Origin of the sequence: Sphingobacterium sp. UDSM-2020 (genome assembly GCF_016132525.1) — a bacterium.
GTDB lineage: Bacteria > Bacteroidota > Bacteroidia > Sphingobacteriales > Sphingobacteriaceae > Sphingobacterium > Sphingobacterium anhuiense.
Genome location: NZ_CP066166.1, coordinates 1,077,113 through 1,092,836 on the forward strand (window position 1 = coordinate 1,077,113; position 15,724 = coordinate 1,092,836).

The window sequence follows — 15,724 nt, forward strand, 5'->3', positions numbered from 1 at the left end:
AAAGGTCACTTTATATAAAGTGACCTTTTGAATATACTTATTCGAAGTAAGATTACGCTAATAATCTCACTGGATTTTCTAATAATGCTTTTAATGTTTGCAAGAATTGAGCACCAGTAGCACCGTCCACTACACGGTGGTCACAACCTAAAGTCAACTTCATCACATTACCAGGAACAACAGTACCATTCGTAACAACAGGAACTTGTTGAATTGCACCAACAGATAGAATTGCACCATCCGGAGAGTTGATAATTGATGTGAATTCATCAATACCAAACATACCTAAATTAGAAACTGTAAATGTTGAACCTTCCCAGTCAGCTGGAGTTAATTTTTTAGTTTTCGCTTTTTGAGCGAAATCTTTAACTTCTGCAGAAATGTGAGATAATGATTTTCCGTCAGCAAAACGTACAACAGGAACTAATAAGCCATCTTCAACAGCCATTGCAACACCAATATTTGTATGCTCATTAAAACGAATCTTATCACCTTTCCATGAAGAGTTTACGGCAGGATGCTTTTTCAATGCAACTGCAACTGCTTTTACAACGATATCATTGAAAGAAACTTTTACTGGAGCCACTTCATTGATTTGCGTACGAGCAAGCATTGCATTTTCCATGTCGATACTTACCGTTAGGTAAAAATGTGGAGCAGTAAACAAACTTTCACCTAATCGACGTGCAATTGTTTTACGCATTTGAGAAACAGCAACTTCTGTATATCTCTCTTCACCTACAAAAGTAGGTAAAGTGATCGCTTTTGTTTCAGTAGCAACTGGCACAGCAGTTGTTGAAGCAGGAGCAACTTTAGTAGCTGGAACGTAAGATTCAACATCTTTTTTTACAATACGGCCACCATCAGCAGATCCTTTAATCTCATTCAGGTTGATTCCTTTATCTTTAGCAATTTTACGTGCTAATGGAGATGCTTTCACTCGAGAATCATCGGCTACATCAGTAGCTTTATTTTCCGTAGTTACATTAGCCTCTACCTTTGATTTATTTGATTCATTTTTTACTTCGGCAGGAGCAGCTTGAGATGTAGGAGCAGCTTTTTGATTTAACAATGGTGTTACATCTGTTCCTGCAGGACCTACAATAGCAATAATATCATTTACTTTAGCAGCTTCACCTGCCTCAAGACCTACATATAACAATGTGCCATCAGCATAAGCTGTAACCTCCATCGTCGCTTTATCCGTCTCTACATCCGCAATAGAATCATCAGATTTGATTGTATCACCAACTTTAAAATTCCATTGCGCAATTACACCTTCTGTCATCGTATCACTTAACAAAGGCATAGTGATAACTGTAACACCTAAAGACTCCGGTGTTACATTAGACTGAGGAGCTGCTTCAGTCCCAGATGAATTAGAACCTTCTACTTCCTTTTTCTCCGTCACTTCTTCAGCCTGAGGAGCGTCATTTAATAATGCTTGAAAATCTTCTCCAGGTTCTCCAAGAATGGCAATAACAGCATCAATAGCAACTGCTTCACCTTCTTTAGGTCCAATATATAAAAGTGTTCCTTCTTGGTATGATTCAAAATCCATCGTCGCTTTATCAGTTTCGATTTCAGCAACTAAATCACCAGAATTAACTTTATCACCAACTTGTTTGTGCCATTTTGCGATAACCCCTTCGGTCATGGTATCGCTCATTTTCGGCATTCTAACTACTTCAGCCATTGTATTTTATTTATCTAGTTAAAGTAACTTATATTAATCTAATATAAATGGATAATCCTCTTGAACGTACACATCTTTGTACAATTCATCAGCTGTAGGGAAAGGAGATTCTTCAGCAAATTTCACAGATTCATCTACAATACTTTTCACTTCAGCATCCACTTCAGCAAACCAAGCTTCATCAGCATAATTGTTTTCAACAATAGCATGCTTTGTCGCCAATAATGGATCACGTCCTTTATATTCTTCTAATTCTTCTTTCGTACGATATTTCGCAGGATCGGACATCGAGTGACCTTTGTAACGGTAGGTACGTATTTCCAAGAAAGTAGGTCCTTCCCCAGCACGAGCACGTTGAACAGCTTCATCCATCGCATTGTGTACAGCTACGACATCCATACCATCTACTGGTGCACAAGGCATATCAAAACCTAGGCCCATTTTATAAATATCTTGCATATTGGTTGTACGTTGTACGGAAGTACCCATTGCATAACCATTGTTTTCACAAACAAAAATTACAGGCAATTTCCACAACATGGCCATGTTCAAAGTTTCATTAAAAGCACCTTGACGAACTGCGCCATCACCCATGTAACATACGTTAACATTATTTGTACCCAAATATTTTTCAGCAAAAGCGATACCAGCTCCTAATGGAATCTGACCACCAACAATACCATGGCCACCCATCATCTTATGTTCTTTCGAGAAAAAGTGCATAGATCCACCTTTTCCTTTTGAACAACCTGTTGCTTTTCCAAACATCTCAGCCATACATTCATTCGCTGACACACCTTTTGCTAAAGCATGTGCGTGATCACGGTAGGCTGTAATTAAAGAATCTTCAGGTTTGATAACAGACATTGTACCTGCTACTACTGCCTCTTGTCCAATGTACAAGTGACAGAAACCACGGATTTTTTGTTGTCCATAAAGTTGACCTGTCTTCTCTTCAAACTTACGCATAAGTAGCATAGATCTATACCACTCTAAATATGTCTCTTTTGTTATAGGTGTTGAACTCATTTCAAAGTTTTGAATTTCTTACTAATCTTGACTACAAATCTAATCAATTTGGGTGATATTTTGGTCAGAAAATCAAATTTTCTTCTTGTTTTAGACAGTTCTAAGACATTTGATTTAAACGACATAAGAAGATACCCAAATAAATGACTGGCTTAATTTAGTAAATTAAAAAAAGAACAAACAAAAAAGCCAAAAGACATATTATTCTTTTGGCTTTTTTGTTTTGTAACAAATATGATTTTAGCTCAATTCAACAATCAAACTTGATTCATCTATTTTTCTTTGATCACCTGTTTGCATATCTTTCAATGAAAGCTGGCCTGAAGAAACTTCCTCTTCACCAATTAATAAAACAAATGGAATGCCTTTACTGTCGGCATAACTCATCTGTTTTTTCAATTTCGCAGCTGTTGGATAAAGCTCGACTGCAATGTTCGCCTTACGTAGGCGATTTAGAAGAGGTAATGTAAAGGACTCGGTTTCTTTATCAAAGTTCACAATCAAAAGCTTAGTGTAATCTCCCTTAGCCTCAGGGTAAAGATTTAATTCTTCTAGAACGTCATAGATACGATCGGCACCGAAAGACACACCTACACCGGTCAATCCTTTCAAACCAAACATACCTGTCAAATCATCGTAGCGTCCACCACCACCGATGCTCCCCATAGCGACTTCATTCGTTTTTACCTCGAAAATGCAGCCCGTATAATAATTCAACCCACGCGCTAGGGTAATATCAACCTCTACAAATTGGTTTAAAACTTCATTTGAAGAATCCAACTTAGAAATATAATCAAACGATTCTTCTATTTCTGCTATTCCCTTTAATCCTATTTCCGAATTTGATAATACGTGCTTTAAGGCAGACAATTTCTTTAGATTTGATCCCTCTAATAAAATAATTGGACGTAAAATTTCTAAATCCGCTGCTGTAAAACCTCGTTCTAATAGTTCTTTATTTACACCTTCTAAACCGATCTTATCCAATTTATCGATCGCAACTGTCATATCGACAATAAGTTCCGGCTTGCCAATAATCTCAGCAATACCTGAAAGAATCTTACGGTTGTTAATTTTAATCGTAAAATCTTGCAGTCCCAAATTTTTCAATGCTTCATGATAGATTAAAATAAACTCAGCTTCATTCAATAGGCTTTCAGAACCCACTACATCTACATCACACTGATAGAATTCGCGATAACGACCTCTTTGAGGACGATCAGCGCGCCATACAGGTTGAATTTGAAAACGTTTAAAAGGTAAAGAAATATCATTTTGATGCATGACAACATAACGAGCAAACGGTACAGTGAGATCATAACGAAGTGCCTTTTCAGAAATAAGAGAGATTAATTTAGTTGAAGACTTGGATTCAAGTAAATCATTGGGAGCTTTACTCAAATAATCTCCAGAATTCAAAATCTTGAAAATTAACTGATCCCCTTCATCACCATACTTTCCCGTAAGTGTCTGCAAATTTTCAAAAGAAGGAGTTTGAATTTCACTGTAACCATACTTTTTAAAAACACGCTTAAGTGTATTGAAAATATAATTACGTTTAAGCATTTCGGCAGGTGAAAAATCACGTGTGCCTTTTGCTAAAGAAGGTTTTACTGTTGCCATTTGGCAAAGTTAATATTTAAGAAGGATTTATTGGAACTTAGAAGAAAAAAGCTTAGTCAAGCTCTAAAATTTTCAAATACTCACAAGCTTTTTCTGCAGCTGTTTTTTCAGCGCTTTTTTTATTGAAATCTTGTCCTAGGCCACAAACTTCACCTTGTACAACTGCTTCAATAGAAAACATTTTATTCGATTCACCAGGAGGATTATCAATTTGATTGAATACAACCTCTTTACCATTATGCTGGCACCATTCGATCAAACGACTTTTAAAATTAGTTTCCGTTTGTTCCAATAAGTGAATATCTACATGTGGTTTAATAATACGGTTTAATAGAAAATTTTTAGTAAACACATACCCTTTGTCCAAATATACGGCACCGATAAGTGCTTCAAAAGCATCACCTAGCAAAGAGCCTTGTTTATTGGGAAAGCTAATCATTCTCGCGTCAAACTGAATAAGCTCATTTAATCCGAGCTTCCGAGAAAGTTGATTAAGATGTACACGACTGACAATTTTAGATCTCATTTCAGTCAAAAAGCCTTCGTCTTTATAAGGGTATTTTTTAAATAGTAGTTCAGCAACCACTGAACCTAAAATAGCATCTCCCAAAAATTCCAATCTTTCGTTGCTATTTTTGGAACCTTCCTTGATCACAACAGCTACAGACTTATGCCTAAAAGCCATTTGATAAAGTCGTATGTTTCCAGGGACAAAACCTAACAGGTTCTTGAGCTTTCTAACATAAGCTTTGTCAGCAGAAAAATATAATTTATAAATCCTTGAAAAAGGCATCTTAGTCTAAAAAAGGGACAACAGGTATAAAGCACCTGTTGTATCCCAATTATTTTAATAACTTAAATAAAGTAATATTAAGCTTTGTATTTCTTCACAACAATAGTTGCGTTATGACCACCAAAACCAAAAGTATTACTCATTGCAGCATTTACAATACGCTTTTGAGCTTTATTAAATGTGAAATTTAATCTGTTATCCAATTCCGGATCATCTGTAAAATGATTAATAGTAGGTGGTACTATATCATTTTGAACAGCTAAAATAGAAGCAATAGTTTCAATCGCACCAGCAGCACCTAAAAGGTGTCCTGTCATTGATTTTGTCGAACTAATGTTCAATTTATAAGCGTGCTCACCAAATAAATCTACAATAGCTTTAGTTTCACTAATATCCCCTACCGGAGTAGAAGTGCCATGCACATTGATATAGTCAATATCTGTGAAATCTAGTTCCGCATCATTAACCGCCATTGTCATCGCAAGTTTAGCACCTAAGCCCTCTGGATGAGAAGCTGTGATGTGATGTGCATCAGCACTCATACCCCCACCTCCAATTTCAGCATAAATTTTAGCACCACGCGCTAATGCGTGTTCTAAACTTTCTAATATGATCGCACCAGACCCTTCACCAGAAACAAAACCATCACGATCCTTATCAAAAGGACGTGAAGCTGTTTTAGGATCATCATTTCTAGTTGACAATGCATGCATTGCATTAAATCCACCGATTCCAGCTTCATTAATAGTTGCCTCAGATCCACCAGTTACGATTACATCAGCTTTACCCATACGGATATAGTTAAAAGCATCAATCATCGCATTGGTTGCCGAAGCACATGCGGAGACAGCCGAAAAGTTAGGTCCACGAAGTCCGTGACGCATAGAAATATGTCCCGGAGCAATATCGACAAGCATTTTTGGAATGAAGAAAGGATTGAAACGTGGTGTTCCATCCCCTTTTGCGAAATTTACAACTTCATCTGTGAAAGTTGTCAATCCCCCAATTCCTGATCCCCAAATAACTCCGATACGATTTGTATCTAAATTTTCAAAAATTAAACCAGCATCCTTAATTGCTTCATCAGATGATGCAATAGCATACTGTACAAAAGGATCTACTTTGCGAGCTTCCTTGCGATCCATAAATTCATGTGGATCAAACCCCTTCACTTCACAAGCGAATTGGGTTTTAAATTTTGACGCATCAAAATGCGTAATGGGAGCAGCACCGCTTACACCATCTAGTAAACTATTCCAATATTCTGAAACGGTATTACCAATTGGTGTAAGTGCGCCTAATCCTGTTACTACTACTCTTTTAAGCTCCATTTATACGATTTGGCCCAATTAAATTAGTTAGTTAACGTTTTTTTCTAAATAAGTGATTGCTTGTCCCACTGTACCAATAGTTTCAGCTTGGTCATCAGGTATTGCAACGTTGAATTCTTTCTCAAATTCCATGATTAACTCTACAGTATCAAGTGAATCTGCACCTAAATCATTAGTGAAAGAAGCTTCTGGTGTTACCTCGTTTTCGTCTACACCTAATTTTTCAACGATAATTGCCTTTACTCTTGAAGCGATATCTGACATGATTTTATAGTTTAATTGTTTAATAAATCTGTGCAAAGAAAAATAAATTTCATCAAATATAAAAATCCATTTGATTTTTAGATTGTCAAATTATTTCCCAACCCGGTACAGCTACACCCTTAACTCGCTATAAACTAACCGTATTCAAGTATAACAATAATTCCTAATATGTACAAACATAGAGGCAATTAATTGAAATTTTACATTAAATTCACAGCATTTGCATCATTTTTTTGTATTTTCGTCAAGAACACAAGCTTAAATTTTCACTTTGAATAACAAAACGATACTAAAATGGGACCTAGAATTTGATGCCGAATTAGACTTCGTCCTTATTGCCATTTCATCTCCTTTAAAAGATTACCGTCTCTGCCATTTTATTAATAAGCTAACGCTCCTAAATTTTGTCAGAGGAAAAGAAGATAAATTTGACCATAATCAAAAGTTAAAGCAAAAAACTTCTGAAGAATTAGAGTATCATATTGTTTTTGACAATGCTAAAAAATCGAAGCAGCACTTTACTACCTTCTGGTATATAAATACCAAATTTCAAACAGAATATTATTTAATTAACAATAAAAGTATCGAAGGTAATTTATTAATACCGGAGCATCCTAATTTCGATTATTTTATAATTATCAAAAATTATATTGATGATGATGACCTGGATCGTATAGTAAAAAATATAAACAAAATACCCGAAGTTGTGTTTGTAAAAGAAATATCACCAAAAATATTGAAATCCAAAGAAAATCTGATATTTTAGCAAACTATTTAATAGTGTACAAGATACACCCCTTAAATCTAAATTATCCTCGTTAGTAAAACGAGTTTTATAATTTCACAAAAAAAATGAAGTTATATAAAAATAAAAATACATAGTAATAAAAAAATTAGAATGGAAAAAGTTCAAAAAAGGACTAAAATTGTTGCAACACTAGGTCCTGCATCTGCTGATAAACAAGTGCTAACAAATATGATTGCTAAAGGTGTAGACGTATGTCGTTTAAACTTTTCACACGGTAGTCAAGAAGATCATTTGAAAGTAATTGAAACCATCAATGCGATCAATGAAGAAACTAATTTTAATGTCGCTATTTTAGCCGATCTACAAGGGCCTAAGATCCGTATCGGTAAAATGAAAGAAGGTGGCGCTATATTAGTAAATGGCTCACAAGTTGAAATTACTACACATGAATTAATCGGTGATGAAGAGAGAATTTACATCACTTATGAAAATTTCCCAAATGATGTTGCTGCTAATGAAATCATCTTATTAGATGATGGCAAATTGCAATTGCGTGTTTTAAACACCAACTATAAAGATACTGTTACTTGTGAGGTTGTACATGGAGGTGTATTAACTTCTCGTAAAGGAGTTAATTTACCAAACACAAAAGTTTCAATTCCTTCTTTAACAGAAGAAGATTTAGATAATTTAAATTTTGCACTTGACCATGGTGCAGATTGGATCGCAATGTCATTTGTACGTTCAGCAGAAGATATTTACCAATGTAAAAAAATCATTGCTGAAAAAGGAAGCCACGCACAAGTAATCGCAAAAATCGAAAAACCCGAGGCTATCGAAAATATTGATGCTATCATTGAAGCAACTGATGCAATTATGGTTGCACGTGGTGATCTAGGTGTTGAAATGCCAATGGAAGAAGTACCAGGTTTACAAAAAATCATCGTTCAAAAATGTCGTGATTTATCAAAACCGGTTATCATTGCAACTCAGATGTTAGAAAGTATGATCACAACTCCACGTGCTACACGTGCTGAAGTTAATGATGTTGCTAACTCGGTTATTGATGGAGCTGATGCAGTGATGTTAAGCGGAGAAACATCTGTAGGTGAATTTCCTGAAATCGTTATCGAAACAATGAGTAAAATCATTATCCACGTGGAACAAACATCATATCCATATTATAATGAGAAAGTTAGTGAGATTAGCGATGGAACTAAAATTCCAGATGCAATCTGCGCTTCTTCGGTATATTTAGCAAAGAAAACAGATGCTGCCGCAATTGCTGTTTTAACATCTTCTGGTGCTACTGCATTTGAAATCGCAAGTTACAGACCGAACGCTGATATCATGGTTTTTACAGGAACTAAAAAATTGTTACGTCAATTAAGTTTATTATGGGGTGTTAAAACCTTTATTTATGACAAATTTGACAGTACAGACGGTTCTATTCATGATGTCAATAAATTTATTGTTAAGAATAACTATATCGCTCCGGGTTCGATTGTGATTAACACTGCATCGACACCGTTAATCGAAAAAGGAAAAACGAACACAATTCGTGTTTCCCAATTGTAATCAGCATAATATTAAAAAAATAGAAAAGCGCTTTTCCAAGAATAATTTGGAGAGCGCTTTTTTTGTTGCAATATACATTTAGAAGTTATTGTTAAAAATGACATAGTTCTCATATACAAGACATTTAAGGCATTTAATAAAAAAAAGTAACCTGATTTAAGCCGATATTTACTACAGAATCAATTAGCTAAATTGTCTCTACCATATTCCTAAATTAGTAAATATGTACCTTCGCAATCGTTTATTCTTGTACATATTATTTTTTATTAGAGTAGTAAAGATGTTACACAGCAGGACAAAGAGCATACCCCTGAAGAGAATATAGAAATTAGCGCATTTTACTTTCGCGTCTCAAACGATCCGTCATTGATAAAAGAACTAACACCATTAAAAGATGGCGACAACTACTAAGCAACCTTACCCAAATACAGTATACCCAAATTAATAGCAACCTTTTCAACTACCGCTGAAAAGGGGTTTATTGATGGACCACAACAACAAAGTGAGATTACTGTCAAGGATTTTAAAAATAAAGTAAAGTTCAGTTTTAAGCTATGAAAATCAGTAAAGATTTAGAGGTACCTTTCTAAATACTATTATTGCAGTAGGTTTTTTTTAACCTTAAATGATGCCTTTTAAGGTAGCTATGTTCTTACCCAGCAAATCGAAATTAATGAAAATAGGGTTGATATCGGGAATGATGGACACCTACTTGAACTAGACACTTATTGATAATTTTGGCAATTAAGCAACCTTCTTCATTCCGGATTGGCCAACAAGTATTATTTAACTCTAGAGTGAGCTAAAAGAAAATCTAAATCATCTATAAATCCACCATTTTCTAATTTATACCCAACCTACAGTTAGATATAAATTAGAATGCCAAAACAAGTACAAAATAAATGCTCAAAATCATTAGATAAAATTTATAATAAAAAATACCAAGGCAAGGAATTTTAAAAAATAAATCATTATATTTCATAATATTTACAGCCAATTAAATAATATAGAAAAAAAATGCTACCAACTCTTAACCACAACATTGATTTTACAAAGGCTAGCTTTAAGGAATTTGAAAATATTCCAAACCATGACATGGTCCAATCAGCTACTGCTTTTCAAGAATTTACTGATTACATGAGCGAAAATGATCATATGAATTTTCGGTTCGTTACCAAAGGGTGTGGACCAGTCGTTCAAGTGAAAACCTCCTTCATGAAAAACTCAAAGGAATGTATCAGTTTAGTCTCAAATGACTACCTAAATTTCACCCAGCATCCGAAAGTGAAGCAAGCAGCAATTGAAGGTATAATGAAATATGGAACAGGGGCAGGTGCATCTCCTCTTATTGGAGGCCATCATGAATATCATGTTCAACTTGAAGATAAAATATCTGATTTTTTCAATAGACCAACAGGCTCCTCAATTGTCTATACAACAGGATATACAGCAAACACAGCAACGCTACAATCATTACTAAAAGAAGAAGATTGTGCTATTGTTGATATGGAAGTACACGCTAGTGTTTACGAAGGTTTAAATAGCACAAACACAAAACGTTTTCCTCACAATAGTATGATTCATTTGGAAAGAGCTTTGGTTGATGCTCAAAACAAATTCAGGACAAAACTGGTCATCATTGATGGTGTTTACTCACAAAATGGAGATCTTGCAAAAATGGATGAAATATATGATCTCTGTGAAAAATATGGTGCTTATTTAATGGTAGATGATGCACATGGCATCGGTGTAATAGGTGAAAAAGGACGAGGATGCATTGAAGTTTATAATTTATTAAATAAAGTTCACATCATTTCTGGCACTTTAAGCAAAGCATTTGGACATATTGGCGGTTTTATTGTGTCAACTCCAGAAATTATAAATTATTTACGCTATCAAGCTAGGCAACAAGTATTTTCTTCAACATCATCACCCGCCGCCAATGGCTTAATTAAAGCGATCGCACTCATTGATGAAGAACCACAATGGAGAACCAAATTAGCAGAAAACATTGCTTATTTTAAAAACGGACTTCTTTCACTGAACTTAAATATAGGCACAACACAGTCTCCAATAATTCCTGTGAAGATTGGGGATCCACACAAAACTGCGCAAGTAGCACGAATGCTACTAGAGGCCGGTGTATATGCAAATTGCATTGTTTATCCTGGTGTTTCTAAAAAAGATGCACGCATCAGAACCAGCTTAATGGCTACACATAGCAAGGAGCATTTAGACCATGTTTTAAATGCTTTTGAACATATTGGCAAAAAAATTGATCTTACTAAAACAAGATAAAAGCATCTAATTGAAAGAAAGCAATATATTTAATTAACTTTGATCCTAAAGTTTAACTAAATATATTACGGCAGTGTCTAACTAAATATATTACTTCAATGGCCAGAAAAACGTATCAAGGAGAAAAGAACGATAAAAGTAGAACGATGACCAAACTTATCCAAGCAGTGGGTGCAGTTTTGGAAAAAAAAGGATATACAGGACTTTCAATCGCGAATATTGCCAGTACTGCTGGAGTAGACAGAAAATTAATCTCAGTATACTTTGGAAGTGTTGATAATCTTATCGAAACATATATAAAAGGTAAGGACTACTGGGTAGAAGCAACCATTGCTGCTGAGGAAACACTTGCAAAAGCCTCAGGTACTAGCTCTCGCCTTTTCCTTGAAAACTTATTACTGGAGCAAATTGATCAATTCACATTGAATGAAGAAATGCAAAAAGTAGTACTTTGGCAAATCAGTGAAAAATCTGATATTATGTCCCATGTTACGCAGACTAGAGAGAAGATGAGTGCCCTATTTTTCCCATATTCGGATAAAGAACTCGCTGGAAAAGACGTTGATCTTAGAGCCGTCTCTAGTTTACTAGTAGCTGGTATATATTATCTTGTATTGCATACAAAAACAACAGATAGTACCTTTTGTGAGATAAATTTAACAACAGAAGAAGGTATAAATCGAATTAAAGATGCTGTTAAATTCATTTTAAAACAGACTTACGGGGTAAAGTAACGTCAATAGCTTAGTTGTAATTGACCTATTTTTATTTTCTAAATGTTAATTAAAACACAGTTTTTACATCTAATAAGGAATATCGTAAAACTTAGGATTCACTTTGCCACCATAACGATATAAATATTATGGCTTGCAAAGAACAATAGCATTTAAAAGGTTGTATAATAAATAAACCTCTTGTACAGCAAAATATGATAAGTACAATTACTGAGCATTATTAAATTTTAGATGCTGATTCTCAAGATTTACTGAAATTCCTTTACTTCAAAATCTAGGCAATAGCCAATATATAGCAATTAGCGACTAATTAATTGCTGTTATTTGCCCATTGCCTTGTATGAACCTATATTTTTAACTAAAAACCAAGTAAAATAAAGCTCCGTCAAAATTTAAGCAACACCCATAAAATATGGTTTAATTATCTTCATTTAGCTTTATATCCATTACGTTTGAGTGGAGAGTCATGACGATGCATCAGGCTATCGGGTAAAAACTCTAATTTATATAAAGGTTGAACAGGGTTATTCTCTAGTTTAGAATTGCCACTGTCCCCTAAAGGAATAGCATTCTTAAAAGAATTTGGTATCGGAGCAGCATCGTCAATGTCAGTTTTTTTATGTTGCATATGATAATGAACATTTGGATCTGTCGGAATCTTTAACACCGGAGTATTGGACTTGTAGCGACTTCCTCTCATATTCAAATCAGCACCCTCCCTATCTATTGGCAGACTATTCGATTTTACTACATTAAAACGTTCATCCGAATTGGGCTCCAATTTTAAATTAAAATTTTTCGATCCGTATTTATTACCCTCTGTACCAAACTTAGCACTTGATGTATCTCTGGATACACTAGATGCATGTGTTGCAAAAAATGAAATACAGAAACAAACTAAACTTAATATCTTTTTCATATCGAGTATTTTTATAAAATATTTATCTAAAATAAAGCTTAATCCTTCATAATGAAACATTAAGCTTGTTAAACATTGTTAAAAGCAATTAAATCAAATAAAGCATACCTATATTTGTAACAAATGAAGAAAAGTAGCATAGTTTTAATTATTAGCTTGATGACCCTAGCATTACTGGGAGTGGCAGCTATGCAATTTTATTTTATCAGAGAATCCTATCGTCAAAAATCACAATTGTTTGACGAATCGGTCAATGCTTCCTTAACGGCAGTCGCAGGTAAAATAGAACGTCGGGAAGTAATTGATTTTGCAAAAGTACAACAGCAAACCAATATCAAAAAATATCAATTTGAACAGGAGAAGCAAAGGCATCTTGCTGAACAATTGAAAATGCAAAGAGATCTGGAAAACTTACGAGCTGATCAATATGCCATAAAAGAAAAATTTAAAGAAGCTGAAGATCAACTAAAAGAAACATTTCCTAGTGTTGTATCTATTGAAAATTCATTTTATGAGACTTACATCAATAGAAAAAGTAAAGAAAATGTATTAAGCATTGACGTCATCAAATACAACAGTCCTGATCATGTCATAAAAGAATATGTAGAAATTGGAGCAACCAAATTTCTACCAAAAGAAAATGCAAAAGATGATAGTGCAAGATTCGTTATACCAACAATAGATCCTATCTTAAAGCAAGCAATTGAGTATAAAATTGCGACTTTACCTCCAAGATTCAATAAACAGATTGCTAAGAAAATAGTAGATCTTGAAAATAAATTGGAAAATATGAGCGGTCAGAATTTGATTGGAACTGGTAAAAATGTATTTGATACTATCGCAGCTATCGGCGGGAAAAGAAGCGGTCTTATTGAAGATGTTGCTATTGGAATGGAGCTATCCAAACGCCCATTTAGAGAGCGCTTAAATATTAATCTCATTCAAAACTTATTAAAAGAGGAACTTGCAGAAAGAGATATCAATTATCCTTTTAATATTGAAGTTCGCGATAGCAGTAATATTGTTTTCAGTGTACAAACCATCGATAATATTATTAAACCAAATAAAATAACTCGTTATTCAACAGCTCTATTTAAAGGAGATATTGGTTCTCCTCCAGGAAGATTAAGCGTTTATTTTCCTAGAAAAAGTACTATCATTGTTGATAATATGAGTTATCTATTGCTCCCTACAATAGCTTTGCTTTTCCTATTAATTGGCTGTTTTGCATATACCCTATTAATCATATTCAAACAGAAAAAAGTTTCAGAGATGAAAACTGATTTTATCAACAATATGACGCACGAATTTAAAACACCTGTTGCTACAATTATGATAGCCAGTGAATCCTTGCGAGATCCAGAGATCATATCTGATGAGCGTAGAGTAAAGCGTCTAGCAAATATTATATATGATGAAAATGTGAGATTAGGTAACCATATCGAACGAGTATTAGATATTGCCCGTCTGGAAAAAGAAACATTAAAGTTAGAAAAAACACCTATTCACATTAATGATCTGCTTTCAGCAGTATTAGACAGCATGCAACTTCAAATACAAAAAGTAGGTGGCAAATTTGAACATCACTTTGATGCACAAAATGATATTGTAGTAGGAGATGAACTTCATTTGTCAAATGTATTTTTCAACTTGGTAGATAATGCTATAAAATACAGTAAAGATAATCCACACATAATTGTGAAAACCAAAAATACAAAAGAAAGTATTCAAATTACAATTATTGATAATGGGATTGGAATGGCAAAAGATCATTTATTAAAAATATTTGATCAATTTTATCGCATTCCTACAGGAAATGTCCACAACGTAAAAGGTTTTGGATTGGGACTATCATATGTTTATGATATTATTAAAAGAATGAATGGTAAAATTCAAGTAAAAAGCGATAAAGATAAGGGAACGCAGTTTGACATCCTATTACCCATAAAAAATTAAATTTAAAACGATATTAATTTCGTATATTATCATCAATATTCGAACAAAACCATAAGAATATGCAGAAGATATTATTAGCAGAAGACGATCCAAACTTAGGAGATTTATTAAAAGATTATTTAGAGCTTAAAGGAAAATTTGATGTCACCTTATGTACAGATGGTGAAGAAGCTGTCAATCAATTTCGCAAGAGCAGTTATGATCTTTGCATCTTAGACGTCATGATGCCCAAGAAAGATGGCTTTACAGTAGGCCGAGAAATCAGGAAAATAAATACAACAACCCCCATCATATTTGCTACTGCAAAAGGTATGATGGAAGATAAAACAGAAGCATTTGAACTTGGTGGCGATGATTATATCACAAAACCATTTCGAGTGGAAGAATTGCTCCTTCGCATAAATGCATTGCTTAAGCGTGTTGTAAGAGAGAAAGATGATCAGGTTGTAAGCGATAAATTTGAGATTGGAGAGTACTTCTTCGACTATACAAGTCAACAAATTGCGCATAAAGGTGTGCAACAAAAACTATCAACGAAAGAAGCGGAATTATTACGTCTACTTTGTCTAAAAAAGAATGATGTACTGACTCGAGAAGAAGCCCTTTTAAAAATTTGGCATGATGACAATTACTTTACAGGCCGGAGTATGGACGTTTTCTTAAGCAAATTGAGAAAATACCTACGAGATGATCCCAAAGTTGAAATTGTCAATGTACATGGAAAAGGCTATAAATTATTGGTTAGCTAATACACA

13 protein-coding genes are annotated in these 15,724 nt (G+C 34.3%); 6 read left to right on the plus strand and 7 right to left on the minus strand.

Going from position 1 to position 15,724, the window contains the following annotated elements; all coding sequences use genetic code 11:
• Positions 1-52 precede the first annotated feature (52 nt).
• The 6 genes from JAZ75_RS04610 to JAZ75_RS04635 all read right to left on the minus strand — a co-directional run bounded on the left by JAZ75_RS04610 (position 53) and on the right by JAZ75_RS04635 (position 6,736).
• Positions 53-1,696 carry a pyruvate dehydrogenase complex dihydrolipoamide acetyltransferase gene (locus tag JAZ75_RS04610; RefSeq protein WP_208700423.1) on the minus strand — a complete coding sequence of 548 codons (1,644 nt, stop codon included), beginning with the start codon at positions 1,694-1,696 and terminating at the stop codon, positions 53-55.
• A gap of 33 nt (positions 1,697-1,729) precedes the next feature.
• Positions 1,730-2,725, minus strand: a complete 996-nt coding sequence (gene pdhA, locus JAZ75_RS04615) for a pyruvate dehydrogenase (acetyl-transferring) E1 component subunit alpha (protein ID WP_045753966.1) — start codon at positions 2,723-2,725, stop codon at positions 1,730-1,732.
• Positions 2,726-2,965: 240 nt separating this feature from the next.
• Positions 2,966-4,348, minus strand: coding sequence for a histidine--tRNA ligase (hisS, locus tag JAZ75_RS04620; protein ID WP_132771552.1), 1,383 nt, complete (start codon positions 4,346-4,348; stop codon positions 2,966-2,968).
• Between the two features lie 52 nt (positions 4,349-4,400).
• Positions 4,401-5,141 carry a ribonuclease III gene (rnc, locus tag JAZ75_RS04625; RefSeq protein ID WP_132771553.1) on the minus strand — a complete coding sequence of 247 codons (741 nt, stop codon included), beginning with the start codon at positions 5,139-5,141 and terminating at the stop codon, positions 4,401-4,403.
• Between the two features lie 77 nt (positions 5,142-5,218).
• Entirely contained in the window at positions 5,219-6,472 is a 1,254-nt protein-coding gene (gene fabF, locus JAZ75_RS04630; RefSeq protein ID WP_021192393.1) for a beta-ketoacyl-ACP synthase II, read from the minus strand.
• Between the two features lie 27 nt (positions 6,473-6,499).
• The gene (locus tag JAZ75_RS04635) at positions 6,500-6,736 is read right to left on the minus strand and encodes an acyl carrier protein (protein WP_021192392.1); all 237 of its coding nucleotides are present in this window, start codon (positions 6,734-6,736) and stop codon (positions 6,500-6,502) included.
• A gap of 271 nt (positions 6,737-7,007) precedes the next feature.
• Here JAZ75_RS04635 and JAZ75_RS04640 point away from each other — a divergent pair, with 271 nt between their 5' ends.
• The 4 genes from JAZ75_RS04640 to JAZ75_RS04655 all read left to right on the plus strand — a co-directional run bounded on the left by JAZ75_RS04640 (position 7,008) and on the right by JAZ75_RS04655 (position 12,094).
• Positions 7,008-7,502: an IPExxxVDY family protein gene (locus JAZ75_RS04640; protein ID WP_132771554.1), complete on the plus strand. Its 495-nt coding sequence runs from the start codon at positions 7,008-7,010 to the stop codon at positions 7,500-7,502.
• 132 nt (positions 7,503-7,634) lie between these two features.
• Entirely contained in the window at positions 7,635-9,062 is a 1,428-nt protein-coding gene (gene pyk, locus JAZ75_RS04645) for a pyruvate kinase (protein ID WP_132771555.1), read from the plus strand.
• Positions 9,063-10,079: 1,017 nt separating this feature from the next.
• Complete coding sequence (locus JAZ75_RS04650) at positions 10,080-11,360, plus strand: aminotransferase class I/II-fold pyridoxal phosphate-dependent enzyme (protein WP_132843552.1); 1,281 nt, start codon at positions 10,080-10,082, stop codon at positions 11,358-11,360.
• Between the two features lie 98 nt (positions 11,361-11,458).
• Entirely contained in the window at positions 11,459-12,094 is a 636-nt protein-coding gene (locus JAZ75_RS04655; protein WP_132771557.1) for a TetR/AcrR family transcriptional regulator, read from the plus strand.
• 427 nt (positions 12,095-12,521) lie between these two features.
• Here JAZ75_RS04655 and JAZ75_RS04660 read toward each other — a convergent pair whose 3' ends face one another.
• Positions 12,522-13,013, minus strand: coding sequence for a hypothetical protein (locus JAZ75_RS04660; RefSeq protein WP_132843550.1), 492 nt, complete (start codon positions 13,011-13,013; stop codon positions 12,522-12,524).
• 159 nt (positions 13,014-13,172) lie between these two features.
• Here JAZ75_RS04660 and JAZ75_RS04665 point away from each other — a divergent pair, with 159 nt between their 5' ends.
• The gene (locus JAZ75_RS04665) at positions 13,173-14,969 is read left to right on the plus strand and encodes a sensor histidine kinase (protein ID WP_232789356.1); all 1,797 of its coding nucleotides are present in this window, start codon (positions 13,173-13,175) and stop codon (positions 14,967-14,969) included.
• A 59-nt stretch (positions 14,970-15,028) separates the two neighbouring features.
• The gene (locus tag JAZ75_RS04670) at positions 15,029-15,718 is read left to right on the plus strand and encodes a response regulator transcription factor (protein ID WP_021192386.1); all 690 of its coding nucleotides are present in this window, start codon (positions 15,029-15,031) and stop codon (positions 15,716-15,718) included.
• Positions 15,719-15,724: the final 6 nt, after the last annotated feature.